The 15,536-nt window shown below is 34.6% G+C and carries 17 protein-coding genes; 9 read left to right on the forward strand and 8 right to left on the reverse strand.

Annotated elements, in window-relative coordinates; translation table 11 throughout:
* The first annotated feature begins 4 nt into the window (after positions 1–4).
* Positions 5–358: a hypothetical protein gene (locus ACM39_RS14755; RefSeq protein ID WP_048511822.1), complete on the forward strand. Its 354-nt coding sequence runs from the start codon at positions 5–7 to the stop codon at positions 356–358.
* Here the strand turns inward: ACM39_RS14755 and ACM39_RS14760 are convergent.
* The 5 genes from ACM39_RS14760 to truA all read right to left on the reverse strand — a co-directional run bounded on the left by ACM39_RS14760 (position 353) and on the right by truA (position 4,834).
* Positions 353–2,113, reverse strand: coding sequence for an ABC transporter ATP-binding protein (locus tag ACM39_RS14760; protein ID WP_048511823.1), 1,761 nt, complete (start codon positions 2,111–2,113; stop codon positions 353–355). The two genes, ACM39_RS14755 and ACM39_RS14760, sit on opposite strands and share 6 nt — an antisense overlap.
* Positions 2,114–2,241: 128 nt before the next feature.
* Positions 2,242–3,012 carry an alpha/beta hydrolase gene (locus tag ACM39_RS14765; protein ID WP_048511824.1) on the reverse strand — a complete coding sequence of 257 codons (771 nt, stop codon included), beginning with the start codon at positions 3,010–3,012 and terminating at the stop codon, positions 2,242–2,244.
* Between the two features lie 85 nt (positions 3,013–3,097).
* Positions 3,098–3,685: a Crp/Fnr family transcriptional regulator gene (locus ACM39_RS14770; RefSeq protein WP_048511825.1), complete on the reverse strand. Its 588-nt coding sequence runs from the start codon at positions 3,683–3,685 to the stop codon at positions 3,098–3,100.
* A gap of 59 nt (positions 3,686–3,744) precedes the next feature.
* Positions 3,745–4,080, reverse strand: a complete 336-nt coding sequence (locus ACM39_RS14775; protein ID WP_048511826.1) for a hypothetical protein — start codon at positions 4,078–4,080, stop codon at positions 3,745–3,747.
* Positions 4,081–4,099: 19 nt separating this feature from the next.
* Entirely contained in the window at positions 4,100–4,834 is a 735-nt protein-coding gene (truA, locus tag ACM39_RS14780; RefSeq protein ID WP_048511827.1) for a tRNA pseudouridine(38-40) synthase TruA, read from the reverse strand.
* A gap of 130 nt (positions 4,835–4,964) precedes the next feature.
* Between truA and lpxK the strand changes: the two genes are divergently transcribed.
* The 5 genes from lpxK to ACM39_RS14805 all read left to right on the forward strand — a co-directional run bounded on the left by lpxK (position 4,965) and on the right by ACM39_RS14805 (position 10,162).
* A complete protein-coding gene (lpxK, locus tag ACM39_RS14785) occupies positions 4,965–5,990 on the forward strand; it encodes a tetraacyldisaccharide 4'-kinase (RefSeq protein WP_048511828.1) in 1,026 nt (341 codons plus the stop codon).
* Positions 5,974–6,789, forward strand: coding sequence for a purine-nucleoside phosphorylase (locus ACM39_RS14790; RefSeq protein WP_048511829.1), 816 nt, complete (start codon positions 5,974–5,976; stop codon positions 6,787–6,789). Before lpxK ends, ACM39_RS14790 begins: the two co-directional genes overlap by 17 nt.
* Before the next feature lie 102 nt (positions 6,790–6,891).
* The gene (locus tag ACM39_RS14795) at positions 6,892–7,407 is read left to right on the forward strand and encodes a TlpA family protein disulfide reductase (protein WP_048511830.1); all 516 of its coding nucleotides are present in this window, start codon (positions 6,892–6,894) and stop codon (positions 7,405–7,407) included.
* A gap of 140 nt (positions 7,408–7,547) precedes the next feature.
* Complete coding sequence (gene dinB, locus ACM39_RS14800; RefSeq protein WP_048511831.1) at positions 7,548–8,645, forward strand: DNA polymerase IV; 1,098 nt, start codon at positions 7,548–7,550, stop codon at positions 8,643–8,645.
* A 44-nt stretch (positions 8,646–8,689) separates the two neighbouring features.
* Entirely contained in the window at positions 8,690–10,162 is a 1,473-nt protein-coding gene (locus ACM39_RS14805) for an alpha-amylase (protein WP_048511832.1), read from the forward strand.
* Positions 10,163–10,169: 7 nt separating this feature from the next.
* On the opposite strand, the gene ACM39_RS14810 is transcribed toward ACM39_RS14805, so the two are convergent.
* Positions 10,170–11,510, reverse strand: a complete 1,341-nt coding sequence (locus ACM39_RS14810; protein ID WP_048511833.1) for a carboxylesterase family protein — start codon at positions 11,508–11,510, stop codon at positions 10,170–10,172.
* A 76-nt stretch (positions 11,511–11,586) separates the two neighbouring features.
* Entirely contained in the window at positions 11,587–12,489 is a 903-nt protein-coding gene (locus ACM39_RS14815) for a helix-turn-helix domain-containing protein (protein WP_048511834.1), read from the reverse strand.
* Between the two features lie 130 nt (positions 12,490–12,619).
* On the opposite strand from ACM39_RS14815, the gene ACM39_RS14820 reads away from it, so the two are divergent.
* Both ACM39_RS14820 and ACM39_RS14825 read left to right on the forward strand, forming a co-directional pair.
* Positions 12,620–13,024, forward strand: coding sequence for a cupin domain-containing protein (locus ACM39_RS14820; protein WP_048511835.1), 405 nt, complete (start codon positions 12,620–12,622; stop codon positions 13,022–13,024).
* Between the two features lie 34 nt (positions 13,025–13,058).
* Positions 13,059–14,114 (forward strand): NAD(P)-dependent alcohol dehydrogenase, encoded by a 1,056-nt coding sequence (locus tag ACM39_RS14825; protein WP_048511836.1) that lies wholly within the window; start codon positions 13,059–13,061, stop codon positions 14,112–14,114.
* A 51-nt stretch (positions 14,115–14,165) separates the two neighbouring features.
* On the opposite strand, the gene ACM39_RS14830 is transcribed toward ACM39_RS14825, so the two are convergent.
* Entirely contained in the window at positions 14,166–14,537 is a 372-nt protein-coding gene (locus ACM39_RS14830; RefSeq protein ID WP_048511837.1) for a winged helix-turn-helix transcriptional regulator, read from the reverse strand.
* Positions 14,538–14,617: 80 nt separating this feature from the next.
* Here ACM39_RS14830 and ACM39_RS14835 point away from each other — a divergent pair, with 80 nt between their 5' ends.
* Positions 14,618–15,502 carry an SDR family oxidoreductase gene (locus tag ACM39_RS14835; RefSeq protein ID WP_048511838.1) on the forward strand — a complete coding sequence of 295 codons (885 nt, stop codon included), beginning with the start codon at positions 14,618–14,620 and terminating at the stop codon, positions 15,500–15,502.
* Positions 15,503–15,536 lie beyond the last annotated feature (34 nt).

Here is a 15,536-nt window from a genome sequence, read left to right on the forward strand (position 1 = left end):
TAACATGAAAATCTCAAAATCATTTCTTTTCCTTCTTCTATTATCTTTTTCCGGATTGAGTTTTGCTCAAAAAAGGGATGAAATAAAAATTATATCTAAAGACAGAAAAGGGAAAAAAACTGAAACAGTTATTAAGAACGAAAACCTTCCCCATTTCATTCAATTTGGTATTATGTCTAAAAGTCATGAGGTCTTTAAAAATAAATATAAAACCGATGTTGTGTATCAGAACTGTGTAATCAGCCCCATGATTTCAAAAATAGCAAAAGAAAACAACCTTGCAATGGCAAAGTTGTTAACTGAAAAATATGGTGATGTATGGAAAAAAGATTTAGAAATTATTCCATACGGATTATGATTCCTGACTTTCTTCTTCCATCTCTACCTCATGCCTCAGCTGAGCCTTGTAAAGCGTAGCGTAATAGCCGTTTCTGTCCAAAAGGTCAAGATGTTTACCTTCTTCTACAATTTTACCATGTTCCATGACAATGATTTTATCAGCTTTTTCAATGGTTGAAAGCCTGTGCGCAATAATAATTGATGTCCTGTTTTTGGTAATTTTTTCTGTTGCTCTCTGAATTAATTTTTCACTTTCGTGGTCGATAGAAGATGTGGCTTCATCCAAAATTAAAATTTTCGGATCAGATAAATAAGCTCTCAGGAATGACAATAATTGTCTCTGCCCTAAAGAAATCGATGAACCTCTCTCACTTACCACATACTCATAACCTCCGGGAAGGCTTTCAATAAAATCATCAACTTCAATTTCTTTCGCGCCCGCCTTGATCTGGTCTAGAGTAATGGTATCATCTCCAAAGGCAAGATTTTCAAAAATACTTCCATGGAACAGAAAAACATCCTGCAATACTACCCCGATATGACTTCTTAAATTATATAATTCATAATCTTTTAAATCAATATCATCGATTAAAATATTTCCCGAGTTAATATCGTAAAGTCTGGTAATTAAACTGATAATAGTAGATTTGCCGGCTCCGGTTGCACCAACAATGGCAACAGTCTCTCCGGGATTTACTTTAAAATCAATTCCTTTTAAAACTTCCTGCTTTTCATCATAAGCAAAATGAACTTTTTTAAATTCAATTTTACCGTCAAAATGATCTTTTTCCACCCTTCCGGTATTGGTCATGGCATAATCCTCATCCATTATACCCAGAACTCTTTCTGCACCTACTATACCTCTCTGAATATTATTGAATCTGTCTGCAATTTGTCTCAAAGGACGAATCAGCATTGAAATATATTGAATAAATGCAATAACAACCCCTGCACTAATCGTAATATAGCCTCCATAAAAGAGAATAAACCCAATGAAAAGTGACGAAATAAGTTCTACAACAGGAAAGAACAATGAGAAAATGAAAACTGTTTTCAATAACGCCCCTTTCAAAGTAATATTAATATCGTCAAATTTTTTAAACTCAGCTTCCTGCCTGTTGAAAACCTGGATAATTGACATCCCTGCCAATCTTTCCTGAACAAAAGAATTTTGATTTGCCGTCCAGGTTCTTTCATCACCGAAGGCTTTTTTCAGTCTTTTTTGGAAAAACCTTGTGATTATAACCATCAAAGGCAAAATAGCAAGCGTAATGTAACTCAGATGTACATTGGTATTAAACATCATCACCAATACAAAAACAATTCTCAAAATGTCTCCGAAAACCATCAGGAAACCATCTGTATAAACTGTCGCAATAGTTTCAACATCACCAACTGCCCTTGTTACAAGCTGCCCAATCGGAGTTTTATCAAAAAATGATGTTTTGAAATAAATAAGTTTAGCATAAAGCCTTTCCCTGATATCTCTGATTACATTTTGAGAAATATAATTAGAAAAATAAACCAGGAAAAAATTTAAAACAGTCTCCGCAAACACCAGCCCTACTAACATGTAGATATGCTTCATCATTAAAGCCTTATCTTTCAGTTTTGTGATATCATTATCTACCACCTGCATCGTAAGGTAAGGCCTATAAGTAGAAACCATCGCTAATATGATGGAAATTATCAAAGTAAGGATAAACCACGCCCGAAACTTCATTCCAATAAAGAACAGCCTCTTTATGATTCCTCCGGTATCTTGTTTTTTCATTGTACGAATTGAAGAAAGAATTAATATAAAATTCTTTGCAAAAATAAGACTTTCTAATTTGACAGCCTTTACAACTTTATTAAATCGTGATAGAAAAATTCAAATCTCTATCATTTATGGTATGAATATTAATTGACTTTCTTCAACCAGCTCAACACATAACCTGCCACTTCTTCCCAACCCTTTTCACCCGCAATGAAGTGGCTTCTGCCTTCAAATATTTTAAAATCAACGATACTGGTTTGATCTTTATAAGCATTTGCGATTTTTCTGGAAAATTCGGCAGGGAAGATATTGTCATTAGAACCAGCAATGAATAATAACGGTTCATGAGATTTATTTAGATCTAATTTTGCTGACGGCTTAAAAAGCGGATCTCTTGCTAATCTTCTACTTTCAGGAGCAGCAACAGCTTCATATAATTTATCACTTTCTTCTTTTGAGTAATTATTGAAAAAGGCTTTATGATACCATTCTTTTGTTCCTAAAAATACGGAGTTCCCTTTAAAGAAATTTACGACTGGCCAAACAATTTTTACAGTAGAAAAAGGAGCCATTACATTCTTGGGAGGCGCTCCATCAATACTTACTCCGGCAACAGCCTTTCCCATATCAATTAATTTCTGAACCATCAATCCGCCAAACGAGTGCCCGATTATGATTGGTTTTTCAGGAAGTTTGTCAATAAATTTCACCAAATTTTCAACAGTATCATCAAAACTTACATTTTTTAATTCTGCCGGAATATTTTTCTTTAGGCTCCTTGGGTCTCCTTCATGCCCCGGATTTGATGGCGTATGTACAGTATAACCTTGAGTTTCAAAATAAGTTTTCCATTCTTTCCAGCTTGTACTGTTCACAAATAATCCATGAATAAATACGATAGTTTTTGTTTTCATAACTTTTATTTTTAATTGGTTTTAAATTATGAGACAAAGTTCCGAGAATAAAATGAGGATAATTTTAACCAGGGTTAAAATCGTATTACTTACCCGAAATTCTTTTTCGGATTCTGCTTAAAGATGGTCCTTGAATGCCTAAGTATGAGGAAATATGGTACAGCGGGACATTATTAAAAATATCAGGATGCTGTTTTATCAAATCCAAATATCGTTCTTCGGGAGATTTCAGAATAAAACCTTCGATTCTTGTCATCGTAACATTAAATGCTTCTTGCGCCAGAAGTCTTCCAAATTTTTCCCATTGGTGCGACTGATGATACAGGGAAAGCAAATCTGTATATCGTATATAAATAATCGAAGCATCCGTCAAAGCCTGTGTATGATAATCACACGGTATCTGATTAATAAAACTTTTGAAAGAAACTACAAAACCATTAGCAGAATAAAGAAAAACATTTTTTTCCTCTCCTGTTATATCGTCGATCGTATAAGAACGGAAAACTCCATCAACAATAAACCCTAAATAGGTACAAACTGTACCGCGAAGATTATAAAAATCTCCTTTTTTGTAAATTTTGGGCAACCAAAAGTCTTTAGATAACTTAAAATCCTCTTCTGTAAGACCTGCGAAATGATTCAAAGTAAAAGCGAGTTTTCCTATTTCATCCATGAGATTTAGTTTTATTTAAAATTCAAATGGTGACTTAAAATTTAGCCACCATCATTACATTACAACTCTTTATTCCCAATTTCTTCAATCTCCAAAGAAGGTTTTCTGAGACTCTCTTTTTTGAGCTTATTTTCCAATATTTTATGGACACCGTAGACAGCTACAATTGCAAGTAACCAGCTAATAATATTAACCAGAGAAAAACCTGTATAATTGTTTTCATTATAAGAACCGGAAAGTCCCTCATAAATCTCGTAACAAAAAAGAAATGCTATTTGAAATCCTAAATAAATACCGATTGCTAATAATCCAAATTGCCATTTCGTTTTTCCAAATCTCTCTGCTAATCCGCCATAATACCTGTAAGCTCCAATCATAATAAAGATTGACATCATAGTTATTGTTGTTTTTAGTTTAATTAAATTTATATCCTACATCTACCAAATATAATCCATGAGCAGGTGCAGAGGTTCCCGCCGAATTGCGGTGCTTATCCTCAATCACTTTCCGTAAATCTTCAGGTTTCATTTTTCCTGAACCAATTTCAACCATTGTTCCGACAATTGCTCTCACCATATTCCGTAGAAAACGATTAGCGGAAATCGTAAATTTTAATTCATTTCCGTTTTGTTCCCACTCTGCTTTATACATTTTGCAGATATTGGTTTTGTTATCGGTTTTCAATTTAGCAAAACTCGTAAAATCTTCGTATTCAAACAAAATCTTACAGGCTTCGTTCATTTTGTTAATATCTAAATTTCTTTTCCAGTGTTGCCAAGCTGACTCCTGAGTAAAAGGATTTTTTTCTAACGTGATATAATATTCATACGTTCTGAAAGTTGCATCAAAACGTGCATGAAAATCATCTTTTACCCTAAAGATTCGTTTAACAGAAATATCTGGCGGAAGAAAACTGTTCAGCTTGCGCGGAAGATCCTGATCCAATACTTTTTCCGTATCAAAATGGGCAAAAATTTTCTTTGCATGAACTCCTGTATCCGTTCTTCCGGCTCCTGTTGTTTTAATTTCTTCTCTTAAAATGGTGGAAAGTGCTTTTTCCAATTCTTCCTGTACAGAAATAGCATCAGGCTGAATCTGGTAACCGAAATAATTTTTGCCGTTATAGGAAAACTCAATAAAATACCTCAATGTGATAAAATAACTCTACAAAAATACTGTAATTTAATGATAATCAATAATTGATTTTTTAAAATAAATATTGAAAAGTAGATACCATATTAAGCAAAATCCATATGAAATTTCTTATTTTTGCAAATGTATGAAAAGATGGTACCTCTATCCTTTTTCCCTCGGCTACCACATGGTAACAGGTATCCGAAACACAATGTATGATCTGGGAATCTTAAAATCTACGAAATTCAAAACACCGATAATCTGTGTCGGCAACCTTTCTGTGGGCGGAAGCGGCAAATCACCAATGGTGATGTACCTTGCCCAATATCTGTCTAAACATTACAGAACGGGAGTCCTTTCACGTGGTTATGGAAGGCTGACAAAAGGTTATGACGTAACAAACTACGACAGCAATTACAAAATGGTAGGAGATGAAGCAATGCAATTATTTGAACGTTTCAAAAACAGATTCGTAATTGCGGTTTCTGAAGAAAGAGTGCCGGGAGCGAAAAAAGTGATTGCCGATATGGATCTTGATGTTTTAGTACTTGATGACGCCATGCAACATAGAGCTATCAAAGCCGGATTTAATATTTTAATGACTGATTTTAATGATCCTTATTTTAAAGATCATCTTCTTCCGGCAGGAGATTTGAGAGAATCAAGAGCAGGAGCACAAAGAGCGGACATTATTATGGTCAGCAAATGTCCTGATGAACTGACAGAGGAAACCAAGCAATATTATATCTCCAGAATCAGACCGAACCGTGCCCAAAAAGTATTTTTTTCATCCATAGGGTATGATGAAAATGTATACGGAAGAGAAAAAATGCTTCCTGATAATAACCTGAATTATTATGATATTTTGCTAATTACAGGAATTGCCAATCCAAAGCCTTTATTACAGCATTTAGCAAAATTCTCACAAAGAGTAAAACATCTTAAATTCAGAGATCATCACAATTTTACTGATGATGACATAAAAAAAATCATTGCTGAATATAAAAAACTAGGGGAATACAAACTAATCTTAACCACAGAAAAGGATTATGTCCGTCTTAAAACTTTTGACTATCTTAGGGACATTGTTTACTACTGGCCTATCAATGTGATTATTGATAAAAAGGAAGAATTCAATCAAATCATCTTAGATTATGTTAGAAAAAATTAAAGAAACAGCCGATTTCATTAAAAATATTATTCAGGAAACGCCTGATTTTGCTATCGTTTTAGGCTCCGGTTTAGGGAAACTTCAGGATGAAGTAAAGGCTATTCATGTTTTAGAATATAAGAATATTCCGAATTTTCCCCAAACAACTGTTGTCGGTCATGGTGGAAAACTAATCTACGGGATGTTAGAGGATAAAAAAGTTTTGATAATGAGTGGTCGTTTTCATTATTATGAAGGCCATTCTATAGAAACGGTTACTTTTCCTATCAGGATTTTTCATTTACTGGGAATTAAAAATCTTATTCTTTCTAACGCCTGTGGTGGTGTGAATCCTGATTACAGTGTTGCTGATATTGTGATTTTAAAAGATCATATCAATATGATGCCCGAACACCCGCTTCGAGGTAAAAATATTGATCAATTCGGACCTCGTTTCGTTGATATGAGCGAGCCTTACAACAAAAACATGATTTCCGTTGCCGAGCAATCCGCAAAAGAAAATAATATTAAAATTCACCAGGGAGTTTATGTTGCTCTCCAAGGCCCAACCTTTGAAACTCCCGCAGAATACGGAATGATAAAGGCCATCGGTGGTGATATGGTGGGAATGAGTACTGTTCCCGAAGTTATCGTGGCAAAACATATGGGAATGGATGTTTTCTGTGTTTCTATTATTACAGATTTGGGTGGTCCGGATATTTCATTTTCCGTTTCTCACGAAGAAGTTTTGAATGCTGCCAATAAAGCTATGCCGAATGTAATTGCCCTGGTAAAAGGTTTGGTAAAAAATTATCTGTAATATCATAGAATTTCTCAATCTCTTAAATTTTTCCTAATTAATACGAAACCAGTTTCAAATTGCGTTTCATTGTTTAGATTTGCATAAAATGAAATTGAAAAAATGAAAAAGTTATTATTACTATTTATGATGGGTATTTTTGGATTAAGCTGTTCTCAGCAGACTCCAAAAGTTCTTAAAACAAGCTTTTCTAAAGAAGCTTTAAATCAAAAGGTTGAAGATGAAGAAGGAAAAAGTATAACTATCCAACAAATTCTGGATCAGCATAAAGGAAAAGTTTTAGTGATTGATTTCTGGGCGGGATGGTGTAGAGATTGCCTTAAAGCTCTTCCAAAGGCTAAGGAATTAGAAGAAAATAATAAAAATATTGATTTTGTGTTCCTTTCACTAGATCGTTCGAAAGAAGGTTTTGATAAAAGCCTTGAGAGATTTGAAATGAAAGACAAAGAAAATTACTGGTTTTCTTCAGGCTGGAAAAATGATTTCAATAATTATATTGATCTAAACTGGATTCCAAGATATATGGTAATCGACCAAAAGTCTGCGATTGCAAAATATTACGCAATTTCTCCGGAAGATCCCGAAATTCAGACTACAATTGATAATTTACTTAAATAAAACCTACATAGGAAATGAGGAGATTAAGGAAATAAAATCTATAAACATAAAAAATTCTACTGCTTGAGTACGACACAAATATTGAACTGAAAAAAAACAAAAGAAATTAATTAAAATATAGGAATCCATATCTTTGCAATATGGATTTTTCTTTTCCTATACGCAAAATTATTCATGTTGATATGGATGCATTTTATGCTTCCGTAGAACAGCATGACAACCCAGCATTAAGAGGAAAGCCCATTGCGGTAGGCGGTGAACATCGCGGAGTAGTTTCTGCAGCCAGTTATGAAGCAAGAAAATTTGGTGTCCGTTCCGCAATGCCAAGCAAAACAGCAAAAGAAAAATGTCCACATCTTATTTTCGTTCCGCCACATTTTGCACGGTATAAAGAAATTTCAAGAAAAATCCGGGAAATTTTCTACGAATATACAGACTTGGTAGAACCACTTTCTTTGGATGAAGCCTATCTTGATGTCACCGAAAATAAAAAAGGAATAGACTCTGCCAATCAGATTGCTAAAGAAATCCGGCAAAAAATATTTGATGAAACAGGCCTTACTGCTTCTGCCGGAATTTCGGTCAATAAATTTTTAGCAAAAGTTGCTTCAGACATCAATAAACCCAACGGACAAAAAACTATTCATCCAGATAGAATAGAAGAATTTCTTGATGAATTACCCGTCGAAAAATTTTACGGTGTAGGGAAAGTTACCGCTAATAAAATGTTTAGTTTAGGAATTTATAAAGGAAAAGATTTAAAAAAACGAACCATTGAAGATCTTACAAGAATGTTCGGAAAATCAGGAGGGTATTATTATAACGTTGTTCGCGGCATTCATAATTCTGAAGTAAAACCTCATCGGATTCAAAAAAGCGTTGCCGTAGAAAGAACTTTTTTTGAAGATCTTTTTGACGAACAGCAAGTCAATGAAAAATTACAAAGCCTAAGTGAAGAACTTTATAACCGTTTACAAAAAAACACTATTCTTGGCAGAACTTTAACTTTAAAAATAAAATACAAAGATTTCTCCCTTTTTACCCGGAGCATTACTAAAGAAGAATATTTTTTGTCTACCGAACAATATTTTAATACCGGAAAAAAACTTTGGGAACTTCGACCTTTTGATAAGCCTGTCCGTTTACTGGGACTCTCTCTTTCACAGCTAAATACAGAAGAAAAGAAGCTCGTTTCCGTTCAACTAAAAATACCGTTTAAAGAATTTGAAGATCAATAGCTTAGAAATTTTCACTACATTGTAGTAACCAAATTTCAAAACCTATGAACCAAACAATGATTCAATTTTTCCACTGGTACTCTGAAGGAGATGGAAAACTATGGAAAGAAGCCGAAAAACAGGCAACATATTTATCTGAGCTAGGAATCACATCAGTTTGGTTCCCTCCCGCATATAAAGGAACAAACGGAGGGTATTCCATTGGATATGATGCATATGATCTTTTTGATTTAGGCGAATTTAATCAAAAAGGAACACTTCCTACAAAATACGGAACTAAAGAGGATTATTTAAAGGCAATCAAAGCTTTAAAAGAACAAAATATTCAAATAATTGTTGATATTGTCCTAGGCCACAAAGCCGGGGGTGACGAATTGGAAACTTTCAAAGCCGTAAAAGTAGATGAAAACAATAGAGATAAAGTAATTTCAGATGTAATAGAAATACAGTCATACACAAAGTTTACATTTCCGGGCAGAGGAAAAAAATATTCAGATTTTATATGGAATTTCAACTGTTTCAGCGGGGTAGATTATGCAGAAGGAATGGATTCCCATATTTTTAAAATACAGTCTGAGTACGGAAATGATTGGGAAGAAATGATCGATGACGAAAAAGGAAATTATGATTACCTCATGTATAACGATATTGAGCATAGAAATCCTTTCGTACGGGAAGAGCTTAATAATTGGGCAACCTGGTATTTTGAACAAACCGATTTTGACGGAGTAAGACTGGATGCTTTAAAACATATTTCTTTTGATTTTTATAAAGAATGGCTGACTTTGCTTAGATCAAATTCAGGGAAAAATATTTTCGCTGTTGGAGAATATTGGGCTCCCGGATACCTCAATTTACTCCAAAAATATATTGAAGTAACGGAAGGATGCATGAGTTTATTCGATAGTTCTCTGCAAAATAATTTTCACACGGCTTCTAAAGAAGGCAGTTCGTATGATTTGAGAAATATTTTTGAACAAACACTTACACAGGCAGATCCTATCCATTCTGTGACATTGGTCGACAATCACGATACGCAGCCCTTACAGGATTTGGAGGCGCCCGTCGACTATTGGTTTAAGCCAATGGCTTACGCCTTAATTTTATTAAGAGAAAATGGCTATCCTTGTGTATTTTATCCCGATTTATACGGTGCTCATTATGTAGATAAAGATAAAGAAGGAAATGAACAGGAAATTTTCCTTGATAAAGTGGATGGTATCGAAGAACTTTTAAAAGCCAGGAAAGATTATGCTTATGGACTTCAAAGAGATTATTTTGAAGACGCCAATTGTCTTGGCTGGATTCGTGAAGGCGATGAAGAACACGAAGGATGTGCTGTAGTTTTAAGCAATAAAGAAGCTTACAATAAACCTATGGAAATGGGTGAAAAATACATCGGGAAAAAATTCTACGATTTACTTAAAAGATATGAAGATACAATAATTATAGACGAAAATGGTTGGGGAAATTTCCCTGTTCCTGCCGGAAATGTAAGCCTTTGGGTTCCTGAATGACTTTGAATCAGATTTTTCTGAGTTCTAAAATTTTTGGTCTTTCTGAATGGTCTGAAATACTACCGTTACGAGCAAATTCTGCCCAAAGAGCTCGTAACTTTTTTCCGTTTTCATGAATATATTCCCAAGGAATACCTTTTAATAATTCAGCAGATTTCCATGCAGGTTCATTTCCGAAAATCAGGGGTAAATCTACACAATGTGCAGCACCTAAATAATTAGTTTTCAGCGTAGAATGGATTCTGAATAAATAAACATTTCCCCCGGCCTGAGAGAAATTCTCAGCAAAGTTTCTAGCAGGTTTTCCGTAGATAGTTTCTGTGGTCAATTGAACTGTTTTATTCATGATCCTCTCACCAAAGCCTTTTCCGAGATATTTATTCAATTGTTCTGAAGTTTTTAGATAGAGTGCTGTTTCGTTATCATTTAAACCTATTAAAACATCAATTTTCCCAGCCTTTTGTTTCCATTTTCCTACAACTTCGTTTTCATTGCATAAAGGTGAAAAACCATATTGAGTACCAAATGGCATTGCGGCTTTTAAGCCATATTTAAAAACTGACGGGACAAAATTTCTATACCCATCCATCATTTTTAAAACATCAGTTTCATCTTTTAAATGTTCCGTTTTTTTTAGAAATTCAGCAGACATTTTCTGACGATGGTGTCTAAGACCCAAAGGTGCACTTTGGATAATTACTCTTTGAAATAAATTTTCAGCCCCTTCAGAAACCATTAAATGAGCAATCACATCACCGCCTGAAGACTGACCGAGAAGTGTCATATTTTCAGGATCTCCGCCAAAACCATTAATATTATTTTTAACCCATCGTAAAGCTTCGACAATATCAAGCAAACCTAAATTTGGCGGCCTATTTTCATCTCCTCCCAAAAATCCGAACAGACCCAAACGATAAGAAACAGTAACAACGATAATTTTTTGCTCTTTCACCCAATCCGCAGGATCAGAAGTAGGTAAGTCTCCACAGCCAATTTCATGGGAACCTCCATGAATCCAGACTACAACAGGAAGCTTTTTCTTCTCAGTAAAATCTTCGGGACGGTATACCGAAAGATATTGCGTAGATTCATGTACGTCAAAACTTTCAACATTAGTAGTCCCAATCATTCTTTCAATAAGCGGACTAATTACTTGAGGACAAACCGGAGTTTTTTCAGGAAAAATAATTTCCGAAGAAGATGGTTCGACAGGGGTTGGCTTTTGATACCTTTCGGAATGAGCATAACGAATACTTTTAGCTTTAATAATACCGTTTTCCTTTAAGGCTAAAATTTTTCCAAAAGATGTTTGAAAAGTATGTGTTCCTATATTTTGCCGTGATGTCATCTCAAAACAGAATAGATTTTCACATTAAATTTAATGATTTTGCTTAATACTGAAACTAAATTTCATTTTTAAACTATTAATTCAAAGTTTTATATTCACTTGGAGAAACTCCTACTTTACTTTTGAATAACCTAGTAAAATGTTGAGGGTATTTAAATCCTAAATCATAAGAAATTTCACTGATAGATTTTGAAGGATCAAAAATCTGTTCTTTCGCTACATCAATCAACTTATTGTGAATAAATTCCTGTGCAGAAACTCCGAGTTCTTTCTTGATCAGATCACCAAAATAATTCGCCGAAAGATTTAGTTGTTCTGCAAAATAATTAACCATCGGGAAACCAATATTTTTAGGTTTTTCGGACTTTAAATAATCATTTAATAAATTTTCAAACTTACCAATAACTCCCTGATTGACATGATCTCTTGTAAGAAACTGACGATCATAAAAACGCATACAGTAATTCAAAAATAATTCAATATTATTAACAATCAAAGATTTACTGTGTTTATCAATAGATTGCTCCAGTTCAAGTCTAATATTTTTAAAGCATTCTAAAATAATTTCTCTTTCTTTTTCTGAAAGATGTAGTGCCTCATGAACATCATAGGAAAAGAAATTATAATCTTTAATATTTTTACCCAAATTGGTTCCTTTGATTAAATCCGGATGAAATAATAAAGCATAACCTCCCGGCTGTACGTAGTTTCCGTCATTGGTAATTCCACTTACCTGCCCCGGGGCGATGAAAACCAAAGTCCCTTCCTGATAATCATAGCTGTGTTTACCATAATGCATATCTCCACAAATCACATCCTTCAAAAAAACGGTATAAAAAGAATACGTTCTTCTGTATTGGCAAATAGGGTCTGACTTTGAAAAATCAACTACGCTTACCAACGGATGCAATGTTTCATGGTTTACCATTTTATTGTAATCTGAAACACTTTCAACAAATTCAACCTCCTGATTTTCCATGAAATATATTTTTAATTATTCAAAATTACCACTTTCCAGCGGAGATTTTACAGTGTCCGTAAAATTGGTAAATCTTTCTGTAATCTGTATAAGCTGAATTTATCTAAAAGTATCGACTTTTGTACCTGTTATGGAAACATTCAATCAAAACATTTTTCCGAAAGGAGAAAAGGCTCCTTCAGAATATTTTTCCCGGGGGATAGCCTGGATACAAATTTTAAAACCCGATGAAAATGATCTTAACTGCCAAATCGGAAACGTAATTTTCGAGCCAAAATGCAGAAATAATTGGCATACTCATGGCGGGGGACAGATTTTAATTGTAACTTCAGGAACAGGTTTTTATCAGGAAAGAGGAAAACCAATTCAGATTTTAAATCCCGGAGATGTCGTGAATATTCTACCAAATGTTATTCATTGGCATGGCGCTGGTCCGGAAAGTGAATTCACCCACATTGCCATTAATACAAATACTCAAAACGGTATTGTAAACTGGCTGGAACCTGTAACAGATAGAGAATACAGCAATTTATAAACTCAACTTAATTAACTTTAACTAAAAAAATCAAATGAGTACATTCACAGTAAAGGCTTACGGAGCAGAATCTAAAACTGCTGATTTAGCAGGAATGAATATTGAAAGAAGAGAAGTTACCCCTAAAGATGTAGAAATTGAAATTCTATATTGCGGAGTTTGCCACTCAGACCTTCACACAGCAAGAAATGACTGGGGCGGATCTTTGTATCCTGCAGTTCCGGGACATGAAATTGTAGGAAGAATCACAAATACAGGAAGCGAAGTTTCTAAATTTAAAATCGGAGATTTGGCTGCAGTTGGATGTATGGTAGATTCCTGCGGACATTGCGATAGCTGTAAACATGACTTAGAACAGTATTGCGAAAACGGATTTACAGGCACTTACAACGGAAAAGACAAACATTTGGGAGGTCACACTTTCGGAGGATATTCCCAAAAAGTAGTGGTTGACGAAAGATTTGTTCTAAGCGTACCGGAAAATTTAAATTTAGCAGCAGTTGCCCCACTTCTTTGTGCAGGTATCACAACCTGGTCGCCATTAAGACACTGGAATGTGGGACCGGATTCTAAAGTCGCTGTTGTAGGCTTGGGAGGTTTAGGACATATGGCTATCAAATTGGCAAAAGGTTTGGGAGCTGAAGTGACTTTATTCTCAAGAACCCCGGGAAAAACCGAAGATGCAATACAATTGGGGGCTGATCACGTAGTTATTTCTACTGAACAATCACAAATGGATGCTGTAAAAGGAAAATTTGATGTAATTATTGATACAGTTCCTTACGAGCATGACATCAACCCTTATATGCAGACTGTTGCTTTAAACGGAACTTTGGTTTTAGTAGGGTTTGTAGGTGAATTTGAAAATGAATCTCCAAGCACAAGACCAATGATTTTCCAGCGTGGTTCTGTTGCGGGATCTTTAATCGGAGGTATCGCTGAAACCCAGGAATTGTTAGATTTCTGCGGAAAACATAATATCGTTTCTGATATTGAATTAATCAAAATGCAGGATATCAATCAAGCTTATGAAAGAATGCTTAAAAGCGATGTGAAATATCGTTTTGTCATTGATATGCAATCTCTGTAATTCTTCATATATTTTAACAGGCAAGGCTTTCCGATTTTGGAAAGCCTTTTTTTATTTCTTCCCATTATATTTTCCTTCCATATCTTTAAACGCCCATTCTGCCATTGAGTGGATAACAGGAATCAAACCTTTACCGCCTTCGCTTAATTCGTAAGTTACATGAGGAGGAATAACGGGTTTTGCAGTTCTTATAACCAATCCGTCTGTTTCCAATTGTTTTAAATGCTGGATTAACATCTTTTCTGTAACCGCAGGAATAGCGCGTTTCAGCTCACTATACCTTTTATCGCCGTTGGAAAGATGATATAAAATAATAGGTTTCCAAAATCCACCGATTTTTTCCATAACATAAGTCACAGGGCAAGAATCGAGTGCGTATTTTTTATTTTGCTGTATTGTAGAACTTTCTTTAATGGCTGTCATGATACATACTTTAGGGTAAGTACTTGTATAAAAGTAAGTACAAATATAACTTTGTTCCTGAAAATAAAAAAATATTTATTATGAAAATTGTAATCACAGGATCATTAGGAAATGTAGCAAAACCGCTGGCTCAACAATTAATTGCAGAAGGACACAATATCACAGTAATCAGCAGTAACGAGTCTAAAAAAAGTGAAATTGAAATCTTAGGAGCACAGTCAGCAATTGGCTCAATCACAGATTTAGATTTTTTAATTAAAACCTTTGAAGGAGCAGATGCAGTATTTTTGATGACTCCTCCTAATATGGGGTTTGAAAATATCGTAGAAAATACTATTAATGCCGGAAAAAATTATGCTGAAGCCGTCAAACAAACTGGTATACAAAGAATTGTCATGTTAAGCAGCATCGGTGTTGAATCTCCTATAGACAACGGGCCGATAAAAGGTCTCCAATTCATTGAGAAGTTTTACAACGAACTGGAAAATACATCTGTAACTTTCCTGAGAGCCGGATATTTCTACATTAATTTCTTTAATGATATTCCTTTAATTAAAAATACAGGAATTATTGGAGCAAATTATCCCGCAAATATCAAAATCCCATTAGTTCATCCAAAAGATATTGCTAAAGCTGCCGCGCAAGAATTAGTAAAAAATAATGAAGGCAAAAATGTAAGATATATTGTAAGTGACATTCGCCCTGCAAGTGATCTTGCTAAAACTTTTGGAACTGCAATCGGAAAACCGGAACTTCCTTGGGTTGAATTTAAAGATGAAGAATCATTAAACGGAATGCTCCAGGCCGGAGTTCCAAATGAAATGGCAGAATTGTATACCGAAATGGGAAGAGGTTTAAGAGATGGTGTTGTTCAACAGGATTTTATGGAGCATGGGTCAATTGTTTCCGGTGAAATTAAATTAGAGGAATTTGCAAAAGAGTTTGCAGCTAAGTTTAATTCTTGATTTCCTATTAAATAGTTTCGGCGCACCAAAGGTG

It is taken from the genome of Chryseobacterium sp. FH2, from assembly GCF_001045455.1.
GTDB lineage: Bacteria > Bacteroidota > Bacteroidia > Flavobacteriales > Weeksellaceae > Chryseobacterium.

Excerpts from the sequence above, each read along its gene's own strand:
- ACM39_RS14755 (WP_048511822.1), top strand. The coding sequence starts at position 5 with ATGAAAATCTCAAAATCATTTCTTTTCCTTCTTCTATTATCTTTTTCC.
- ACM39_RS14760 (WP_048511823.1), bottom strand. The coding sequence starts at position 2,113 with ATGAAAAAACAAGATACCGGAGGAATCATAAAGAGGCTGTTCTTTATT.
- ACM39_RS14765 (WP_048511824.1), bottom strand. The coding sequence starts at position 3,012 with ATGAAAACAAAAACTATCGTATTTATTCATGGATTATTTGTGAACAGT.
- ACM39_RS14770 (WP_048511825.1), bottom strand. The coding sequence starts at position 3,685 with ATGGATGAAATAGGAAAACTCGCTTTTACTTTGAATCATTTCGCAGGT.
- ACM39_RS14775 (WP_048511826.1), bottom strand. The coding sequence starts at position 4,080 with ATGATGTCAATCTTTATTATGATTGGAGCTTACAGGTATTATGGCGGA.
- lpxK (WP_048511828.1), top strand. The coding sequence starts at position 4,965 with ATGAAAAGATGGTACCTCTATCCTTTTTCCCTCGGCTACCACATGGTA.
- ACM39_RS14790 (WP_048511829.1), top strand. The coding sequence starts at position 5,974 with ATGTTAGAAAAAATTAAAGAAACAGCCGATTTCATTAAAAATATTATT.
- ACM39_RS14795 (WP_048511830.1), top strand. The coding sequence starts at position 6,892 with ATGAAAAAGTTATTATTACTATTTATGATGGGTATTTTTGGATTAAGC.
- dinB (WP_048511831.1), top strand. The coding sequence starts at position 7,548 with ATGGATTTTTCTTTTCCTATACGCAAAATTATTCATGTTGATATGGAT.
- ACM39_RS14805 (WP_048511832.1), top strand. The coding sequence starts at position 8,690 with ATGAACCAAACAATGATTCAATTTTTCCACTGGTACTCTGAAGGAGAT.
- ACM39_RS14810 (WP_048511833.1), bottom strand. The coding sequence starts at position 11,510 with ATGACATCACGGCAAAATATAGGAACACATACTTTTCAAACATCTTTT.
- ACM39_RS14815 (WP_048511834.1), bottom strand. The coding sequence starts at position 12,489 with ATGGAAAATCAGGAGGTTGAATTTGTTGAAAGTGTTTCAGATTACAAT.
- ACM39_RS14820 (WP_048511835.1), top strand. The coding sequence starts at position 12,620 with ATGGAAACATTCAATCAAAACATTTTTCCGAAAGGAGAAAAGGCTCCT.
- ACM39_RS14825 (WP_048511836.1), top strand. The coding sequence starts at position 13,059 with ATGAGTACATTCACAGTAAAGGCTTACGGAGCAGAATCTAAAACTGCT.
- ACM39_RS14830 (WP_048511837.1), bottom strand. The coding sequence starts at position 14,537 with ATGACAGCCATTAAAGAAAGTTCTACAATACAGCAAAATAAAAAATAC.
- ACM39_RS14835 (WP_048511838.1), top strand. The coding sequence starts at position 14,618 with ATGAAAATTGTAATCACAGGATCATTAGGAAATGTAGCAAAACCGCTG.